Source organism: Bradyrhizobium sp. AZCC 2262, assembly GCF_036924535.1.
Lineage (GTDB): Bacteria > Pseudomonadota > Alphaproteobacteria > Rhizobiales > Xanthobacteraceae > Bradyrhizobium.
Map to the genome: position 1 here is coordinate 3,269,076 of NZ_JAZHRT010000001.1, position 16,421 is coordinate 3,285,496.

Annotated in this window: 17 protein-coding genes and 1 tRNA gene; 9 read left to right on the forward strand and 9 right to left on the reverse strand. The window is 60.6% G+C overall.

Going from position 1 to position 16,421, the window contains the following annotated elements:
- Window positions 1-343 precede the first annotated feature (343 nt).
- The gene (locus V1283_RS15455) at window positions 344-577 is read left to right on the forward strand and encodes a DUF2171 domain-containing protein (RefSeq protein WP_334387323.1); all 234 of its coding nucleotides are present in this window, start codon (window positions 344-346) and stop codon (window positions 575-577) included.
- A gap of 110 nt (window positions 578-687) precedes the next feature.
- Here V1283_RS15455 and V1283_RS15460 read toward each other — a convergent pair whose 3' ends face one another.
- Window positions 688-1,053 carry a hypothetical protein gene (locus tag V1283_RS15460; protein WP_334387324.1) on the reverse strand — a complete coding sequence of 122 codons (366 nt, stop codon included), beginning with the start codon at window positions 1,051-1,053 and terminating at the stop codon, window positions 688-690.
- 265 nt (window positions 1,054-1,318) lie between these two features.
- Here V1283_RS15460 and V1283_RS15465 point away from each other — a divergent pair, with 265 nt between their 5' ends.
- The 3 genes from V1283_RS15465 (at window position 1,319) to V1283_RS15475 (ending at window position 2,556) form a co-directional block, all read left to right on the forward strand.
- Window positions 1,319-1,690, forward strand: coding sequence for a DUF4118 domain-containing protein (locus V1283_RS15465; RefSeq protein WP_334387325.1), 372 nt, complete (start codon window positions 1,319-1,321; stop codon window positions 1,688-1,690).
- 71 nt (window positions 1,691-1,761) lie between these two features.
- Window positions 1,762-1,998, forward strand: coding sequence for a hypothetical protein (locus V1283_RS15470; RefSeq protein ID WP_334387326.1), 237 nt, complete (start codon window positions 1,762-1,764; stop codon window positions 1,996-1,998).
- 318 nt (window positions 1,999-2,316) lie between these two features.
- Entirely contained in the window at window positions 2,317-2,556 is a 240-nt protein-coding gene (locus V1283_RS15475) for a hypothetical protein (protein ID WP_334387327.1), read from the forward strand.
- Between the two features lie 200 nt (window positions 2,557-2,756).
- On the opposite strand, the gene V1283_RS15480 is transcribed toward V1283_RS15475, so the two are convergent.
- Genes V1283_RS15480 through V1283_RS15490 form a run of 3 tightly spaced genes read right to left on the reverse strand, consistent with a single transcriptional unit; the run spans window position 2,757 to window position 5,365 of the window.
- Window positions 2,757-3,752 (reverse strand): ABC transporter substrate-binding protein, encoded by a 996-nt coding sequence (locus V1283_RS15480; protein ID WP_334387328.1) that lies wholly within the window; start codon window positions 3,750-3,752, stop codon window positions 2,757-2,759.
- A 27-nt stretch (window positions 3,753-3,779) separates the two neighbouring features.
- Window positions 3,780-4,598: an ABC transporter ATP-binding protein gene (locus V1283_RS15485; RefSeq protein WP_334387329.1), complete on the reverse strand. Its 819-nt coding sequence runs from the start codon at window positions 4,596-4,598 to the stop codon at window positions 3,780-3,782.
- Entirely contained in the window at window positions 4,595-5,365 is a 771-nt protein-coding gene (locus V1283_RS15490) for an ABC transporter permease (protein ID WP_334387330.1), read from the reverse strand. The genes V1283_RS15485 and V1283_RS15490 overlap by 4 nt, the downstream gene beginning before the upstream one ends.
- Window positions 5,366-5,458: 93 nt before the next feature.
- Here V1283_RS15490 and V1283_RS15495 point away from each other — a divergent pair, with 93 nt between their 5' ends.
- The 5 genes from V1283_RS15495 (at window position 5,459) to V1283_RS15515 (ending at window position 10,849) form a co-directional block, all read left to right on the forward strand.
- Window positions 5,459-6,457 (forward strand): mandelate racemase/muconate lactonizing enzyme family protein, encoded by a 999-nt coding sequence (locus V1283_RS15495; RefSeq protein WP_334387331.1) that lies wholly within the window; start codon window positions 5,459-5,461, stop codon window positions 6,455-6,457.
- On the forward strand, window positions 6,411-6,587 hold the full coding sequence (locus tag V1283_RS15500; RefSeq protein WP_334387332.1) for a hypothetical protein: 177 nt from the start codon (window positions 6,411-6,413) through the stop codon (window positions 6,585-6,587). Before V1283_RS15495 ends, V1283_RS15500 begins: the two co-directional genes overlap by 47 nt.
- 1 nt (window position 6,588) lies before the next feature.
- The gene (locus tag V1283_RS15505; protein WP_334387333.1) at window positions 6,589-8,184 is read left to right on the forward strand and encodes a GMC family oxidoreductase; all 1,596 of its coding nucleotides are present in this window, start codon (window positions 6,589-6,591) and stop codon (window positions 8,182-8,184) included.
- 14 nt (window positions 8,185-8,198) lie between these two features.
- The gene (locus V1283_RS15510; protein ID WP_334387334.1) at window positions 8,199-8,921 is read left to right on the forward strand and encodes a GntR family transcriptional regulator; all 723 of its coding nucleotides are present in this window, start codon (window positions 8,199-8,201) and stop codon (window positions 8,919-8,921) included.
- Between the two features lie 227 nt (window positions 8,922-9,148).
- Window positions 9,149-10,849, forward strand: a complete 1,701-nt coding sequence (locus V1283_RS15515) for an amidohydrolase (protein ID WP_334387335.1) — start codon at window positions 9,149-9,151, stop codon at window positions 10,847-10,849.
- Between the two features lie 170 nt (window positions 10,850-11,019).
- Here the strand turns inward: V1283_RS15515 and V1283_RS15520 are convergent, their stop codons facing one another.
- The 5 genes from V1283_RS15520 to V1283_RS15540 form a co-directional block, all read right to left on the reverse strand.
- Window positions 11,020-11,244, reverse strand: coding sequence for a hypothetical protein (locus tag V1283_RS15520; RefSeq protein WP_334387336.1), 225 nt, complete (start codon window positions 11,242-11,244; stop codon window positions 11,020-11,022).
- A 572-nt stretch (window positions 11,245-11,816) separates the two neighbouring features.
- Window positions 11,817-12,347 carry a hypothetical protein gene (locus tag V1283_RS15525; protein ID WP_334387337.1) on the reverse strand — a complete coding sequence of 177 codons (531 nt, stop codon included), beginning with the start codon at window positions 12,345-12,347 and terminating at the stop codon, window positions 11,817-11,819.
- 483 nt (window positions 12,348-12,830) lie between these two features.
- Window positions 12,831-12,971, reverse strand: a complete 141-nt coding sequence (locus tag V1283_RS15530; RefSeq protein WP_334387338.1) for a hypothetical protein — start codon at window positions 12,969-12,971, stop codon at window positions 12,831-12,833.
- Between the two features lie 200 nt (window positions 12,972-13,171).
- A tRNA-Lys gene (locus V1283_RS15535) sits at window positions 13,172-13,247 on the reverse strand.
- A 144-nt stretch (window positions 13,248-13,391) separates the two neighbouring features.
- Window positions 13,392-16,220 carry a glycosyltransferase gene (locus V1283_RS15540; protein WP_334387339.1) on the reverse strand — a complete coding sequence of 943 codons (2,829 nt, stop codon included), beginning with the start codon at window positions 16,218-16,220 and terminating at the stop codon, window positions 13,392-13,394.
- Window positions 16,221-16,421 lie beyond the last annotated feature (201 nt).

Genomic DNA, 16,421 nt, shown 5'->3' on the forward strand with positions numbered 1-16,421 from the left:
TCCGGCACGGGGGCAGGCAAAGGAATCCGTGCCGGCCGCCGTGAACTTCACGTAAGTCCCGGATTCAATCGATCGGATTGCAATTCGTTCCTATTTGCTGGCGGGCGGCCTCGTTCGATGAGGGTTTCAAAAACGCAACCCCCGCGGCGCGGACGGCGGAGTTGTCCAGGGAAGCGGGATAGGGATCGCACCGCGCTATCTCAGAATACGCGAAGTCAAACCCGGCTTATCGGCTTGGTGAGTTTTTGAGGTCACTCGCATGGTGGCTGGCGTACCAGGCAGTCGGTCGTTCGGTGAACGTTTGACGTTCTAGGGAGTTACTCTCCCTCACAGAGGGTATCCAATGACCGAGATCAAAGAGCACATGGAAGTCATCGGCGCCGACGGCGTTCATGTCGGTACCGTCGACAAGGTCGAAGGCGGTCGCATCAAGCTGACGAAAAAGGACAGTGGCGAGGGCTCTCATAAGGGCCATCATCACTTCATCGACAAAGGCTTGGTTGCCGAAGTGGAGGGCAACAGGGTTAGGCTCTCGGCGAATGCAGATGTCGCGGTGACGATGGAAGAGGAAAAATGAAGTTGGCACGGCAATTCGGTTCGTGATGAAGCCGTACGCCATCGTTCTGTCCGATGTCGAAAGCGGGCCGGCCCCAAACCTGGATTTCTATTGGGTGCGCGCATCCCACTTCAGCTTTCGATTTTTTCCTCAATGGTCCGCCGACGCTCGTTCAATCGATAACGGTGCCAGTGCAACACTGCGCCGACGATCAGCGGCGGCGCCAATGCGCCGCCGATCATGAAGTCTGGCAACGGCGTTGGTGAAATCCATTCGATCGCCATCGACGCCACCAGCCAAAGCGACACAAGTATCATCGCGAAATCGATCTTGGGAATTCGAAGAAAATAGCAAAGCGCGGTACCGATAGCCGCTGGACCGGTTGCTGCAGCGATCAAGTAAAACGTCAATTCTTTGGGTGTCAAAAAATCAACCACCATTGATCCCAACAACCAAAGGGCCGCAAACATGACCGCGATATCGATCGGATGCCGCACGCACTAATCCTCGCAAAAGCCTGGCATACCCAACGGCAACCGCCGGCGGAGAGCAAGCCTGGACCCGCGAAATCCGCTCGCGAGGGCTTGGGCGTACTTTACGTGCACTGCACCCAAGCCGGGGGACCAGCGAGGGCATGGCTACGGGCACCGGGGCGAGGGGTGGGCCCACCGGAAATCCATCCTTCCTCTCGAATGGCAACGTCCATGAGTTGTCCGTAACCGGGCGTTCCGCTAAATTTTCAGGAAGATTCGGAGGGCACCGGTGCGCAAAAGCACAGATTTTCTTCTCAGGCTCAGACCGTGGTCTTCGGAAGCCTTTGTGGTGGCCTTGCTGGCGACCATCGCCGCGAGCATCGTCCAGGAGGCGATCGCCACGTTTGGCGTTACGCTGTACTTCGCGACCTTCTTCGTGGCGATCATCGTAGTAAGTCTTTTGGCGGGCGCTCCGGCGGGCACCTCTGTTGCCGCGATCGCTATTCCTATCGTTTGGTGGGGATTTCTACCGCCGCAGTTTGAGTTCTCGCCGCTTAATGGCGACGATTATCATCGTTTCGCGATTTTTCTGGTGTTCGGTGGACTGGCAATTTCCGCCTGCAGTCTCTACCGCGAGGCTCTCGCCATCTTGCGGAGATGATCTGGAAAACGCGTGAGGCGGCCGGAAGCTGTTCGCCTCCGGCGCGCGTTCCAAACAGGAAGCTTTTTCCCGTGCAGATACCGAACTGCAATTCAGTTGAAAAGACCCGCCGGGAGCCTGACCAAATTTGTTTGAAACCGGAGCGAGCCCAGTCCGTTCCTATAGTCATGGGACAGAAGCATCCGCCGCCCCCGGCAGACGAATCAAAAGACAAGCCGTGGCGCACCGACCAGGCACGGCAGGCCGCCGAAGAGTACGCCAACGACCAACGGGAAATCCTCAAGAAGCTCCGCAAGCCAATCAATTGATAGGGCCGCCCCAGGACGTAGCGGCGCGCCTCGCAGAGCCGGAAGCCGTTGCGTCCTCGAAGACGGGAAACAGGCGCGAGGCGCTGACCTCTTTGATATCCCGCGAGGGGACCACCTGCCGGGCTACATTCTGCTTTGATCCGACGCAATCAAACTCGCTCGTTAGGCTTGCGCGTTAAGCTTGATGTAGATCCGCCGCGCGCGCTCCGAGCCGCGGGGGCAAGCACCGGGCGCAATCCCGGCGCTGCGTAACCTTTACAGGTGAGGTTAAATCTATGGAAGCGTTGCCCCGTCTTCGAGGTGCGGTATGACGAGGCTGTGCTTATTGGCGACAAAAATTATGTCTTGGATGATGATGGCAACCGTGTCCTGATCGGCTTGACGGTCGAAGAGACGCGGGAGTTCTTCGAACTTACGGATTTGCTTGCGTGGATCAATGAGGGGAAAACGCTTTCGTCCATCGACTGGGCGGCACCGGAAGAGATGCGCTGGTTGAAGCTCATCCAAAAGCATTTCGCAGCTCTGGATGAATTACTGCGTAATAGAACTAAGCACTGACTGATGCTTAGCGCGGAGGGGCAGGCGGGGCGCTGACCTCTTTCGTATGCCGCAAGGGGAGTGGCGTGGTTTCCGCTGGACGCTTGCCCTTTAACTCACCTGACGCGCAAACGCATTGGAGTGCTATGGCGGCCCTATCGTCCGGGCTGCTCCCAAGCCCGGCCGTCGGTCAGCGTTGCCTGCCTGCTGAGCGCGACCTGTCAGGTAATCGTCTTGAGATAGAGACTGGGATCGAAGTACTTGCTTGCCGGCGTGAAATCCTTGACGCCGGCATTGGCCATGAAGAAGTCGGTCGACTGCTGCAGCCAGTTGGTGACCGTGCCGTCCGAATAATACTGCTTCCACTCGCGCGAGGTGAACATCTTCTGGGCCTTGAACGACTCGTTGATGTCGGCGAGCGGCGTCTGGCTGTAATGCGCCTTCTGCAGCTTTTCCATGGCCTCCGCACTGTTCGCTAGGATGTAGTCGTTCGCTTCCGCCCACCCCCTGATCAGCTTGCCGAGGGTTTCCTTGTTTGGTTCGTAATAGTCGTTGGCGGCCGCCCAGCCGCCGATGATCGCGGCCTGGGGATAATAGGCGGAAGCGTCCGCCAGCTTGACGGCGCCCGGCACCTTGTCGCGGACCGTCACGTTGAACGGCACCCAGAGCGCTACGGCAGGAACGGCGCCGGAAATGAACGCCGTGACGGCCGCCGGCATGGTCTGGTTGACGAGTTCGACCTCCTTCGGGTCGATCTTGTTGGCGCGCAGGGCCTTGTCGAGGAAGACATGCGCCGTGGTCCCGGTCGCCGTGGCGATCCGCTTGCCTTTCAGGTCGTCGAACGACTTGATGCCCTGATCGGAGCGCACCCAGAGCTGCGCCGTCGCCACCTCGATGTCGTTGATGAGGAACACCTTGCCTTGGCCGCGCGCGGGGAAGTTCGACAGCACGGCGCCGGTTGCCAGCACGTCGAGGCTGCCGCCGATCAGGGCCTGAAAGATTTCGAGGCCGGTGTTGAACTGGCGCAGTTCGAGATCGAGGCCCTGCTCGTCGAAGGTCCCGCGGTCCATGCCGGTCCAGATCTGGCCGTCGACGGCGACCGTGTGGAGATAGCCGACACGGACCTTGGTCTTCGCCTGGGCGATCGCGGGCGCGGCAGCCGCAAATCCGCCGAGAGCTATTCCGGCGGTCGTGGTCAGGAATTGTCGTCGATCCATGGCGTCTCTCCTCCGCTTGTTTGTTGATTATTCCGAAAATGAAGCTGGCCGCATTTGCGCCTGCTGCGCCCGGTATTCGTTCATTACGAGTTCCCGGATATGGCTTCTCAACTCGCCGAACTCGGGTCGTTCCTGCAGCGATTCATCGCGCGGATAGGCAAACGGGATGTCGATGATCTCCTTGATGCGTGCGGGGCGCGCGGTCACCACCACGATGCGGGAAGCAAGGTAGATTGCTTCCTCCACCGAATGCGTGATCAGCATGACGGTCTTGCCCTCGGTGGCGAGCACCTTGAGCAACAAATTCTGCATATTGGCCCGCGTCTGCGCGTCGAGCGCGCCGAACGGCTCGTCCATCAGGAGGAATTGCGGCTTCACCGCGTAGGCGCGCGCGATTGCCAGCCGCTGCCGCATCCCGCCGGACAGATGCTTTGGGTAGGAATTGGCGAAGTCCGCCAGCCCCATCAGTTCGAGATAATGGTTGCAGATCGCGTCACGCTCGGAGGCGGCGACGCGGTTGGCCTTCAATTGCAGCCCGAAACCGATGTTCTGCCTTACCGTCAGCCACGGGAATACGCCGTACTCCTGGAAGATCACGCCCCGTTCCGGCCCCGGTCCCTCGACCGGATGGCCGTCGAACAGAACCTTGCCGGTCGTGGGCTTCTGAAAGCCGGCCAACATGCTCATCATCGTGGTCTTGCCGCACCCGGAAGGTCCGATGACGGCGATGAAATCACCGTCATTGATGTCGTAGGAGACGTCCTCGACCACCTTGAGGCTGCCCTTCGGCGTCTCGAAGGTCAGCGAAACATGGTCGAACCGGGCGCGCTTGATGGTGTCGGTCATGCGACGGCCCGTTCCTGCCATACCAACAGGCGGGCGCTGATCTTGCGCAGGATCAGGTCCATGATCAGCGCGATCAAGCCGATGCAGATGATTCCGACATAAATCACGTCGAGCAGGAAATAGGTGGAGGCATTCTGGATCATCGCACCAAGCCCCCGTTGCGCAGCTATCAGTTCGGAGGCGACCAGCGTTGCCCAGGCAACGCCCAGTGCGACGCGCAGCGCGGTCAGGATATGCGGCACCGTCAGGGGGATGATGACCTTGCGAAAGATTTCGAACTCATGGGCCCCCAGCGTCTGCGCGACGCGGATGTAAAGGGGCGTGATCTGCGACACGCCTTCATACATCACGATCACGCCCGAGAAGAACGCGGCGTAGAACAGGATGACCAGCTTGGCGACCTCGTCGACCCCGAAATAGACGATAACCAGCGGGATTAGCGCGATCGGCGGCAGCGCGCGGAAGAAGTTGATCATCGGATCGGCGAAGGTGCGTGCAGGCCGGTACCAGCCGAGCAGGAAGCCAACGGGCACCGCGACCGTGATGCCGAGAATGACGCCCAGGAATACCCGGCGCGTCGACGTGTAGATGTCGAGCAGCAAGTTCTCCCGTGTCAGCAGTTCGAAGAATTTCGCCGCAACCTGATGCGGGGCGGGGATCAGGGATGCGTTGACGAACCCGCTCCAGCGCACGGCATACCACAGCAGGACAGCGCCGACCCACGGCGCAAGTCCCAACAAAAAGCGTCTTGTGACACTGCCTTCCATTCGACGTTTCCAGCGGCGTTTGCAGTTGATCTTGATCAGGTCATATTATAAATAGGATGACCATACAAGAGGCGTCAGCTCGGATCTCCAGACATGGCATCGGCGACATTCATCGTTCACAGCGTTCAAGCGTTCTGCTTTCGCTATCCACTATCGACGCCGGTCGTGACGTCGTTCGGCAAGATGCTCAATCGTCCCGTCGTGTTCGTTCGCGTCGAGGATGAGGACGGCCATGTCGGCTGGGGCGAGGTCTGGTCGAATTTTCCATCGAGCGGCGCCGAGCACCGCACCCGGCTCGTCAACGAAGTATTGGCGCCGGCAATCATCGGGTTTGTGGCCAGCCAACCCCAAACGATCTTCGAAAAGCTGACGCAGGATACCGCGGTACTCGCGCTGCAATCGGGCGAGCCGGGCCCGTTCGCGCAGGCGATCGCGGGCATCGACCTCGCGATCTGGGACCTTTACGCGCGGCGGCGCCAGACGGCATTGTGGAAGTTGCTCGGCGGGCAACGCCGTCAGGTCAAGGTCTATGCCAGCGGAATCAACCCGACCGGATCGCGGCAAATGGCCGAGGCCGCCTTGCGACGGGGGCATCGTGGGTTGAAGCTGAAGATCGGCTTCGAGCCCGCGGCCGACGATGCCAATCTGGCTGCGCTTCGTGATCTCGTTGGCGATGGCATGCTGGCCGCAGACGTCAACCAGGGCTGGTCGATCGAGCAGGCGCTGGAGCTTGGCCCTCGGCTGGCCAAATACAATCTGACCTGGCTCGAGGAGCCGATCCGCGCCGACCGGCCGTGGCAGGAGTGGCAACGCTTGCGTGAACGCATCAGCGTGCCGCTTGCGGCCGGCGAAAACATCGCAAGCCCAGCCGGGTTTGCGCAGGCGCTCGGGGACGACGTGTTGCGGGTGGTTCAGCCCGATATCGCAAAATGGGGCGGGCTCAGTGCGTGCACCGGCATTGCGCGCGACATCATCGGTTCGGGCAAGATCTTTTGTCCGCATTATCTCGGCGGTGGCATTGGCTTGCTGGCATCGGCACACCTGCTTGCCGGGTGTTGGCGGCGATGGCCTGCTCGAGGTCGATGCCAATGACAATCCGCTACGCGAGGGTTTCTGCGGTCCCGTCGCTGACGTGCGCGACGGCGCCATCACGTTGAACGACAGCCCGGGGCTCGGGATCGAGCCGGAACTGTCGTCGATCACACAGTACCGGACCGCGTGACATGGCTGCGCAGGGGTATGAGTATATCATTGTCGGCGCGGGCTCGGCCGGTTGCGTGGTCGCAAATCGCTTGTCGGCTGCCCCTTCGTGCCGTGTTTTGCTGTTGGAGGCCGGCGGGTCGGACCGGAATTTCTGGCTCAAACTCCCGGTCGGTTACTACCGCACGATCTATAATGAGCGTTTCTCGCGTCTTTTCCGGACCGAGCCGTGCGAAGGCACTGGCGGGCGGGCGATTATCTGGCCGCGTGGCCGCGTGATCGGTGGGTCATCGTCGATCAACGGTCTGATCTTCATCCGCGGTCAGCATGAGGATTTCGACGATTGGGAACGGCTCGGTGCGACCGGGTGGAGCTATCGCGACGTGCTGCCGTATTTCCGCCGCTACGAACGCTACCGGGGTGGTGACAGCCAGTATCATGGCGGCTTCGGCGAATTCGAGGTGTCGGAGTTGCGCAACGACAACCGCGCTTCAGCAGCATGGGTCGATGCCGGCGTCGAGTTCGGACTGCCGCGCAATCCCGACTTCAACGCAGAGACGACCCTGGGCGTCGGCAGTTATCAACTAGGCATTGGCCGGCACTGGCGTTCCAGCTCCGCGTCGGCCTTCTTGCAGCCGGTTGCCGATCGCCCGAACCTGACCATCGTGACCGGCGCGCAGGTCAGCAAGGTCGTGTTCAAGGGAAGTGCGGCCTCCGGCGTCGAGTGGGTCAAGGACGGGAAGATTGCCATGGCCTCCGCCGACCGCGAAGTCATCCTGTCGGCCGGCGCGCTGCAGTCGCCGCAAATATTGCAGCTCTCGGGCATCGGCCCTGCTGGCTTGCTGCGGGATCTCGGCATTCCCGTGATCGCCGATGCCCCTGAAGTCGGACGCAACCTGCAGGACCACTATCAGGCGCGCCTGATTGTCCGGCTGAAGGAGAAAATCTCGCTCAACGACCAGGTCAGAAACCCCGTCGAACTCGCAAAGATGGGTCTGCAATGGATGCTTAATGGCAGCGGGCCATTGACCGTCGGCGCCGGGCAGGTCGGCGGCGCGGCATGCACCGAGCACGCGGTCGGCGGACGTCCCGATGTGCAATTCAACGTGATGCCGCTGTCGGTCGACAAGCCCGGCGACCCCTTGCACCACTATTCGGGATTTACCGCGTCGGTGTGGCAATGCCATGGGCAATCGCGCGGCCGGCTGGCGATCCGTTCGACCGATCCGTTCGATCAGCCGCTTATCGAGCCGAACTACTTTGCGGCGGAAATCGATCGAAAAACGATGGTCAGCGGACTCAAGATGTTGCGGGCAATCTACCGGCAGAAATCCTTTCGACAGCTTTGGGATATCGAAATGGTCCCCGGCGAAGCCGTCGACAGCGACGCCGGCCTGTGGGATTTCGCGCGCACCACCGGTGGTACGGTGTTTCACTGCGTCGGCACCTGCCGAATGGGAAGCGACGACCAATCGGTGCTTGATCCGCAATTGCGCGTTCGCGGTGTCGACAAATTGCGCGTGATCGACGCGTCGGTGATGCCGCAGATCACCTCCGCCAACACCAATGCCACGAGCCTGATGATCGGGGAGCGCGGCGCCGCCCTTGTCCTGTCCTGACCGGAAACCGTGCCATGGATTTGATCTCCGATAGTCACGTTCCGAAATATGCGCAGATCGCCGACATTTTCCGGCAACGGATCGCGCGCGGCATATGGGCCAAGGGCCTGCGGCTGCCGGCCAACGAATCGCTCGCGGCCGAATTTGGCGTCTCGCGCGTCACCATCCGCCAGGCGGTCGAACTATTGGCGCGCGACGGGGTGATCGAGGCTCAGCAGGGACGCGGAACTTTCGTGACGGGTACGCTGAAGCAGGATCGCTGGCTCAGGGTTGAGACCACGCTGTCCGATCTCGCCGAGGTCTACCGCGATACGTCACCTGAAATCATAAATATCTCTGAGAGTCGAACCGACGCACCGTTGCTGGCCGGGGATGGCAAGGCGGCGGCGCATTACGTGTTCATGCGCCGGGTACATTCGCGCAACGGCCGGCCTTACTGCGTGATCTCGATCTATCTCGATGAAAAGATCTTCCGGAAATACCCGAAGCGTTTCCGCAAGGAGACGGTAATTCCGATTCTGAAGGATATGCGCGATCCCGCGATCAGCAGCGCGTGGCAGACGCTGACGATCGGTACGGCCGATCTGGAAGCGGCGAGGCTGCTGCAGATACCGTTGAACTCACCGGTTGCCGAAGTCCGGCGAGTCTTCACCACGGCCGACCGCACAGTCATCTATCTCGGCGAAGTCACCTATCGCGGCGACTTTATCCGGATCGACATGGATTTGCGCCCCTGAACAGCGCCGCCGCCGATCGATCGATGCCCTCGCCCCAGGTTTCTGAACTGTACGGCATCGCTCATCGACGCCTGGTCATGGCGCGAGATTGCCTCTGAGCGGCTTCGATTGCGCTTGCGAGGCATGAAGCTTCGTTGAGGCTTGCGCTGGAAAGTAGTTTGAATGCATGCTGGTCAATGGTCGGGCAATTGTTCGCCTATTGAACAAATGAGATTGGCGCAAACGACATGCGACACGCCAGGAAATTGTTGATCGTTGGAATTATCGCCGGCTGCGCGCTGTCGGAGCACGCGGCCGCCCAGCAGGCGGATTTGAATTCGCCTGACCTCGTCCTGGTGAGCGGGAGAATCCTCACCATGGACAGCCGGTCGTCAGTGGCTGAAGCGTTGGCTGTCCGTGATGGAAAGATACTGGCGGTTGGAAGCGATGCGGCGGTCAGGCCGATGGCCGGACCGCAGACACGCGTCATCGATCTTGCCGGAAAATCCGTCGTTCCCGGCTTGATTGATACCCATGCGCATTTCGGTGCGGCGGGTCTTGGCGATTACGTCGTCAATCTCGGTCCGGCAAAAAGCGTCGCAGGGGCGCTCGAACTGCTGAAGGCGTTCGTCGCCAGGAAAAAGCCCGGCGAGTGGATCATCACTGGCGGTTGGCATCCACCGTCACAGCTCGTGGAAAAGCGCTATCTAACCCGCCAGGAAATCGACAGCGTCGCGCCGAACAATCCGGTCTATCTGCGTACTGTTGGTCACTTTGCGATGGCCAACAGTCTCGCCCTGCAGAAGGCCGGGATCGACAAAACCTCGCCGAACCCGAGCGGTGGCTCGTTCGAAAAGGATACGTCCGGCGAATTGACCGGCGTTCTCGTCGAGACGGCGATCCCGCTGGTCGAGAATCTCGTGCCTCCCTTTACCGAGGATGAGGAGATCCGGCAGTACAAGATCGCCGAAGGCGTGCTGAACAGCTACGGAATCACCAGCGTGGTGGAAGGCGCGACGACGGCGCGTGATACGCGGACGTTGCAGAAGATCGCCCTGTCGAACGCCGCGACACTGCGCGTCGGCCTTATGTATCGCCCCGAACCGCCAGCCGAACTATCGGCTTGGGAAGCGATCATGAGCGGCGGCGGTGCGACATCCGGTTTCGGCGACGACTGGCTCAAATTCGGCGGCATCAAGATATTCTACGACGGCGGCATGACGCTGAGGACCGCGATGATGCGGGACGTCTATCCGGATTCCCACGATAACTATCGCGGCATCGCCCAGCAGACGCCGGAACGGTTGAAGCAGCTGGTTTCGATCGCCAACAAATCGAATTGGCGCGTCGGCGTTCACGTCGTCGGCGATCTCGGCGTCGATCAGGTGCTCGATGCCTTCGAAGCTGCCGACAAGGAAAAATCGATCCGGGATCGCAGATTCATCCTGATCCATGCGAGCCTGATCCGGCCGGAGCAGATGGACCGCGCGCGTACATTGGGCGTTCGGGTCGACTTTCAAAACGTGTTCATGTGGGACAAGGCCGCTACCGTCGAACGCTTCCTCGGAAGGGCAACCGCCGATCGCGCGCTTCCCACCAAAACCCTGATCGACAGGATGGGCCTCGACAATTTGGGCGCGGGCACGGATTTCCCGGTCAATCCGATCAATCCCTTCCTCAACATCTACATCATGGTGACGCGGAAGGACCCGAATGGGAACGTCTACGGCGCCTCGGAAGCGATCAGCCGCGAGCAGGCTCTCCGCCTCTATACCAGCGCCGCATCACGATACATGTTCGACGAAGGACGCAAGGGCACGCTCGAAGCCGGAAAGCTGGCCGATCTTGCGGTCCTCTCCGCCGATATCATGAGCATCCCGGAGGACCAGATCAAGGATATCAAGGCCGATATGACGATGGTGGGCGGCAAAGTCGTGTTTCAACGTTAAGCGGCTGCGTCGATCAGCGATCCTCGCAACGCGACCCGCATCATGATGAAAAGAGCAAAATGATCTGATTGCCCGGATGCTATCGGGTCTCTTGCCGCGCTCCACCACCAGCCTCGACCCCATGATTGGGCGCGTTGACGATAATGGGCGCGAGGTTTCGGCCCCGCGCCCTAAAGTGGAGTTTTTAGCTTTGGCACGACTGGTTTCTTGTGCTCGGTCACGTAGTGCCACACCACGTGGCTCATTGAGTGAGCGCTGTGAGCTATGCGCTGAACAACACCGTCCCGGTTAGGTTCTAACCACAGGCCGGTTGCGATCATGATGGCCGCGCCAGCCACAAGGACCGCAATATCGAGCCTGAGCCAATTCGGTACGCGCTTCGCAGGTTCGGTCATGACGTGGACCCTCCCACGCCCTGCATTCTCCGACCGGCACGGGCAAGGTGTTGTGATCTAGTTCACGTATTCGGGAAAAAGTGGCAATTGGCCGCAGGCGGCGGCTTTTTCGTACCCGCCCGTTGAAACAAAGCAGTCATAAGGCTGTTCATGAACATTAACCCTCGCGCAAATGCGGGACTTCATGTGTAGCGAGTGCATCCAGATCGACCGAAAGATTGAGCATCTGAGAACGCTCGCGTTGCGGGTATCGGATCAGCAAACGCTCAATGGCATTGCGGATTTAATCGCAGAGTTGGAGGCCAAAAAGCTGGCTCTGCACCCTCAACAAAAAACGGCCCCGGAACGGGGGGAGGCTCGGGGCCGTTAGTTTAGTTCGTCGCCTTGGAGCGAACAATGCTCTTACATCTAACGTGCCTTAGCCGCCTTCGGTTCCTAAAACCTCATAGTCGAAGGCCACCCCTTCCGGATCGTTCTCCGCAAACCAGGTTTCCGCGGCGTCCACATTTGCGAACACCCTGATGTGCTCGGCATCGCCGACCTGCTTGCTGGTGTTGATATAGACAAAACGGTCATTGGTCTCTCTTCAGCTTGCGCTTGCCCCAATGTGTTTCTTTGCGCCCGGGATTGAACACCCGCTCGACGTGGCGGTTTAAAGCCCGCATGACACCGATCCGAGCCAACATCGTAGGGCCGCCGGTCCCTCCAACGAGAATCAGCGCCTCCATGGCGGTCTGCCATTCGGGCGCGGAGTGCTCCGCCTTCGGCAGCTCCATGATGTGGTTGGCGGCATCCCTTAGGGTGAGAAGCTGCCGGCCATCCGGAAACGGTATCGGATCCTCAAACAGGGCAGACCAGGGCAATAAATTACTCGGGGCAATGATCTTGGGTGTTCCGCCCCGGGAGGGCAAAGTCAATCTCGGGAGCAAGGCCAGGTGCCTAGAAGTATCAAGGCGCCAGCCAAATTGCCATTTTTTCCCGTAGTTGGAACGACTCTTCTCGCTGTGCTTTTTGTAGTGCGTCGTGTCATGGCGCAGCGCCGAGGGAGTGGAACCACATGAGAGTTCCTCTGAGTTCAATGCTATTTCGCCGTGCACCTGCATCCGACGATGATCTTAAAGTCGCTATGGAAGAACTCTGGACATTGCGGACCGAGGTGGCGGCAGCCGAACGGGCGGCCCAGGCAGCGTCAGCAGACACGCTAGGTCAGTCCGCCACCCCGTCTTCGCACTATGCCAGAAACGCTGTAGTTCTGCGTTTCCACCACCGGCGAAACCGTGCCGACCGGCAATGATTGGTTCGACGAGATCAACTTCGCACCCGAATTTTCATCGGGCAGTCGATGCCTTCTCGCCGCGCAACCGTGCCGCATACTTCCTCTCTGCCCAGTCGCGCTGATTGCGCCAGCAGGCCACGTGGGAGGGTTACGGCTATCAGCACGTCCAGGCGATCACCGTGGCGATTGATCAGTGCGCAGAGAAGGCGCTGGGCAACCGCGACTACTTTCTCAACAAGCCGTACGGGTTGGGTAGGGGCGCTGACGTAACGGCCGACCTAAAGCGGAAGTCGCCCGTCCGCAACACTGTTCAAAACAGATAGAAGGTCCCGATCAGCAGGCCCGCGGAAAAGGACCAAAGCCCCAGGGTGCAGACGGATACGACGCGCACGAGGTTGCGAATCTGCACCTCGAATTCCTCATCCGTTGTCTCACGGAAACTAGCTGCCATTGGCGCTGTCCTGCCCCAGCAGGCGTTGGACGGATGTATGCACAAATCATGGTGAAGGTGGGGCATTTGCGCCCGGTCCCGGGTCGGAGCCGTTCCCCCATGTTCGCAATAGTCAGGGCCGCTTCAATCAATGCTGCTGCCGAGGATTTCCAGATCGGGGCTTTGGGCTAAAAATACCTGCTAAGGTATTGATTATTCATTGGTGAGCGCGGAGGGACTCGAACCCTCGACCCCATGATTAAAAGTCACGTGCTCTACCACCTGAGCTACGCGCTCACTCGCCGCGCTGTGTAGGGGGCGGGCCCCTGCGGGTCAATAGTGCCGGCGCGACAAAACGGCACTCGCGTAAGTCGAATTTTCCTTGTGCCCGTGATGCTTAGCAAGGCTTGTTGAAGCGGACGGGGGCCCGTTCATCCACCGTCAGTTCGCCTCGCGGCGAATTTCGGACGCTACCGGCTGGGACTGGCTGCCGACCGCCGGCAGGCGGACCGGGCGCAGCCCGATCAGTTCCGCCGTCCGCACCGCGCTGTTGCGCCAGAAGGCGAAGGAATTGGTGCGGGAGTTTTCCAAAAGCGCAATCGCAACCGCCGCGAGGAACGGCAGGCTTTGCAGCACCAGCACGCCCGCGAAGATGTAGATCTCGCGCACCTGTTTGTAGCCGTTCGTCACAACCAGCACCGTGGCGCCGACCAGGAGCAGCACGCCGATCACGGCTTCCCAGAACGCCTGGAATTCGATCGACATCCGCGACAACCCGCCCTTGGAGGTCCGGGCGAAGGCGATATGCTCGGTGATCAAGCCCTGCGCCACCGCGCGCGATACCGTCCACTGCACGCTCATGGCTGCGATCATGGCGCCCAGCATCTGGCCGGCCTTGATCTTCACCCGAAGACGATAGAGCGCGATGAAATGCACGAGCGATACGACAAAGGAGGCGATGATCGGCAGCGTCAGGATCTTGTCGGGAATCGCGATGTCGGCAAACGCCACGATCGGGACCCAGATCAGGTTGAGGATCGCGACCACCACGCCGAGGCTTTCGGCCCCCAGCCAGTTCAGCCAGCCCAGCGAAAATTCGCGGCGTTGGTCCGGCGATAGCCGGCTCGCGCCGGGCATGAAGCGCCGCCAATGCTTCTTGACGATCTGGAGACCGCCATAGGCCCAGCGGTGACGCTGCTTCTTGAACGCCTCATAGGTGTCGGGCAGCAGACCCTCGCCATAGCGCACGTTGGTGTAGTGCGTCAGCCAGCCCTGCTGCTGGATGGTAAGGCCGAGATCGGTGTCCTCGCAGATGGTGTCGCTGGACCAGCCGCCGGCCATGTCCATCGCCGCGCGGCGGATCAGGCACATCGTGCCGTGCACGATGATGGCGTTATGCTCGTTGCGCTGAACCATGCCGATGTCGAAGAACCCGGCATATTCGCCGTTCATGATGTAGTGCATCAGCGAGCGGTCGCCGTCGCGATGCTCCTGCGGCGCCTGCACCAGGCCGACACGCGGGTCGGCGAACACAGGAACCAGATCCTTCAGCCAGTCCGGATGCACGACATAGTCGGCGTCGATGATGCCGATGATCTCGGCGTCCACGGCGGTGCGCTCCATGGCGATGCGCAGCGCGCCGGCCTTGAAGCCCTGCACCTTCTCGGCATTGATGAACTTGAAGCGTTCGCCGAGCGTGCGGCAGTGGTCCTGGATCGGTTGCCAGAACTCCGGATCGGGCGTGTTGTTGATGATGCAGACGCATTCGAAATTCGGATAGTCGAGCCGCGACACCGCATCCAGCGTCTGCTTGAGCATCTCGACCGGCTCGAAATAGGCGGGAATGTGGATCGAGACTTTTGGAAAGGCGACGGCGTCGCCGATCGTCGCCGGCGGCATCGGCTCGGCGCTCTTGGCAACCAGCCGGCGCGGACCGTGGCCGAAGGCCACGGCTGCGATTTCGTCGATGCGCGCCATCGCAATAAGAACCAGCGGCACCAGCAGGATCAGGCCGAGCGTCAGCGCAAACGCCGAGCCGAACACGAAATAGTGCCCGGTCCAGTAGGCGAACACGGTGGAAGTCCAGGCGCCGACGCCGTTGGCCGCCGCCGACAGCACCAGCGCCTGCATGATGGTCGGCTGCTCGATCCGCAGGATCGGCAGGGACATCAGGATGCCGACCAGGAGCGCGATCGCCGCTAGCTTCCAGTAGTTCTCGTTCACGATCGGCCCGGTCCACGAAAATTTCGGCTCGCGCGACGCATCGAGAATGCCCCAATAAGGTCCGACGCCGCCTTCGAAGAATTTCCAGGGCTGATCGATCGCCTCGACGATGTTGTAGTCCATGCCGATGGCTTCGGCGCGGGCGACGAAATTGCGCAGCACCGAGGCCTGCTCGAACCTGCCAGGCTCGGCGTTTCGCAGATTATACCCGGCGCTGGGCCAGCCGAATTCGGCAATGACGATCCGTTTTCCCGGAAACTGGTCGCGCAACAGCTGGTACATGGCGACAGCCTGATCGACGGCCTGCTTGTCCGTAAAATTCTCCCAGTAGGGCAGCACGTGCGCGCCGATGAAATCCGCGGAATTGGCGAGCTGAGGATGGTCGCGCCAGATGTTCCAGATTTCGCCTGTTGTCACGGGAACATTGACGGACTTCTTGATCCGCTGGATCAGCTTTCCCAGCCGATAGACGTTGTTTTCCGCAAGCGTCCATTTCAATGCTTCGGCACGCTTGTCGTCAGGCTGCGCTTCCGCTTCCCGAACCCGCTGGTTTTCCTCGTTGAGTATCCGCGCGGCCTCCGCGGGTTCGAGCCCGGTTTCGGCGATCGGCCCAAGGTTCTCGAGCGGGACCGCTTCACCCCGGAACACGGTTTCGTTGCCGACCACGACCCCGATGACATTGCTGTTGCGTCGAGCCAGGCTGATGGCCGCCTCGATCTCGCGCTTGTTGCGGTCCTTGTCCTTGTCGATCCAGGCGCCGACCGTGACCTTGACGCCGAATTCCGCGGCAATCGGCGGCACCAGTTCGTTGCCTTCCGTCGAGGAGTACAGGCGGATCGCTCGCGTCAGGGTGGAGAGTTTCTTCAGGTCGGCGCGAACCTTCTCAGCATCGCCGTCAGCGACGGTGTGACCCGGTTCAAACGGCGTGTAGGAGAGGCTGGGCAGGATGCCGCGGAAATCGGGGGCCGGCTGCTTTTCCTGGAACAGGCCCCACAGCCCGGCGTGAGCTGCGGTCACAAACAGCAGAACGGCGACGACGGCACGCATCGGGGGCTAAACCATACGGGGCTGCAATTTGAGGTAAGCGAACCCGTCCCCTAGGCTCGACCGACACGGCGGCATCATAAGGATAGTCCTGCCCTGCAATTTCACAACTGGAATGACGCCGTGACTTTTTTAAGGACGGCGTTTCCAGGGCGCGACCAATCCAAACGCCGGATCAATAGGAACGTTCCGCTGAACGTAGCC

Excerpts from the sequence above, each read along its gene's own strand:
- V1283_RS15455 (WP_334387323.1), top strand. The coding sequence starts at position 344 with ATGACCGAGATCAAAGAGCACATGGAAGTCATCGGCGCCGACGGCGTT.
- V1283_RS15480 (WP_334387328.1), bottom strand. The coding sequence starts at position 3,752 with ATGGATCGACGACAATTCCTGACCACGACCGCCGGAATAGCTCTCGGC.
- V1283_RS15485 (WP_334387329.1), bottom strand. The coding sequence starts at position 4,598 with ATGACCGACACCATCAAGCGCGCCCGGTTCGACCATGTTTCGCTGACC.
- V1283_RS15490 (WP_334387330.1), bottom strand. The coding sequence starts at position 5,365 with ATGGAAGGCAGTGTCACAAGACGCTTTTTGTTGGGACTTGCGCCGTGG.
- V1283_RS15495 (WP_334387331.1), top strand. The coding sequence starts at position 5,459 with ATGGCATCGGCGACATTCATCGTTCACAGCGTTCAAGCGTTCTGCTTT.
- V1283_RS15505 (WP_334387333.1), top strand. The coding sequence starts at position 6,589 with ATGGCTGCGCAGGGGTATGAGTATATCATTGTCGGCGCGGGCTCGGCC.
- V1283_RS15510 (WP_334387334.1), top strand. The coding sequence starts at position 8,199 with ATGGATTTGATCTCCGATAGTCACGTTCCGAAATATGCGCAGATCGCC.
- V1283_RS15515 (WP_334387335.1), top strand. The coding sequence starts at position 9,149 with ATGCGACACGCCAGGAAATTGTTGATCGTTGGAATTATCGCCGGCTGC.
- V1283_RS15520 (WP_334387336.1), bottom strand. The coding sequence starts at position 11,244 with ATGACCGAACCTGCGAAGCGCGTACCGAATTGGCTCAGGCTCGATATT.
- V1283_RS15525 (WP_334387337.1), bottom strand. The coding sequence starts at position 12,347 with ATGCAGGTGCACGGCGAAATAGCATTGAACTCAGAGGAACTCTCATGT.
- V1283_RS15530 (WP_334387338.1), bottom strand. The coding sequence starts at position 12,971 with ATGGCAGCTAGTTTCCGTGAGACAACGGATGAGGAATTCGAGGTGCAG.
- V1283_RS15540 (WP_334387339.1), bottom strand. The coding sequence starts at position 16,220 with ATGCGTGCCGTCGTCGCCGTTCTGCTGTTTGTGACCGCAGCTCACGCC.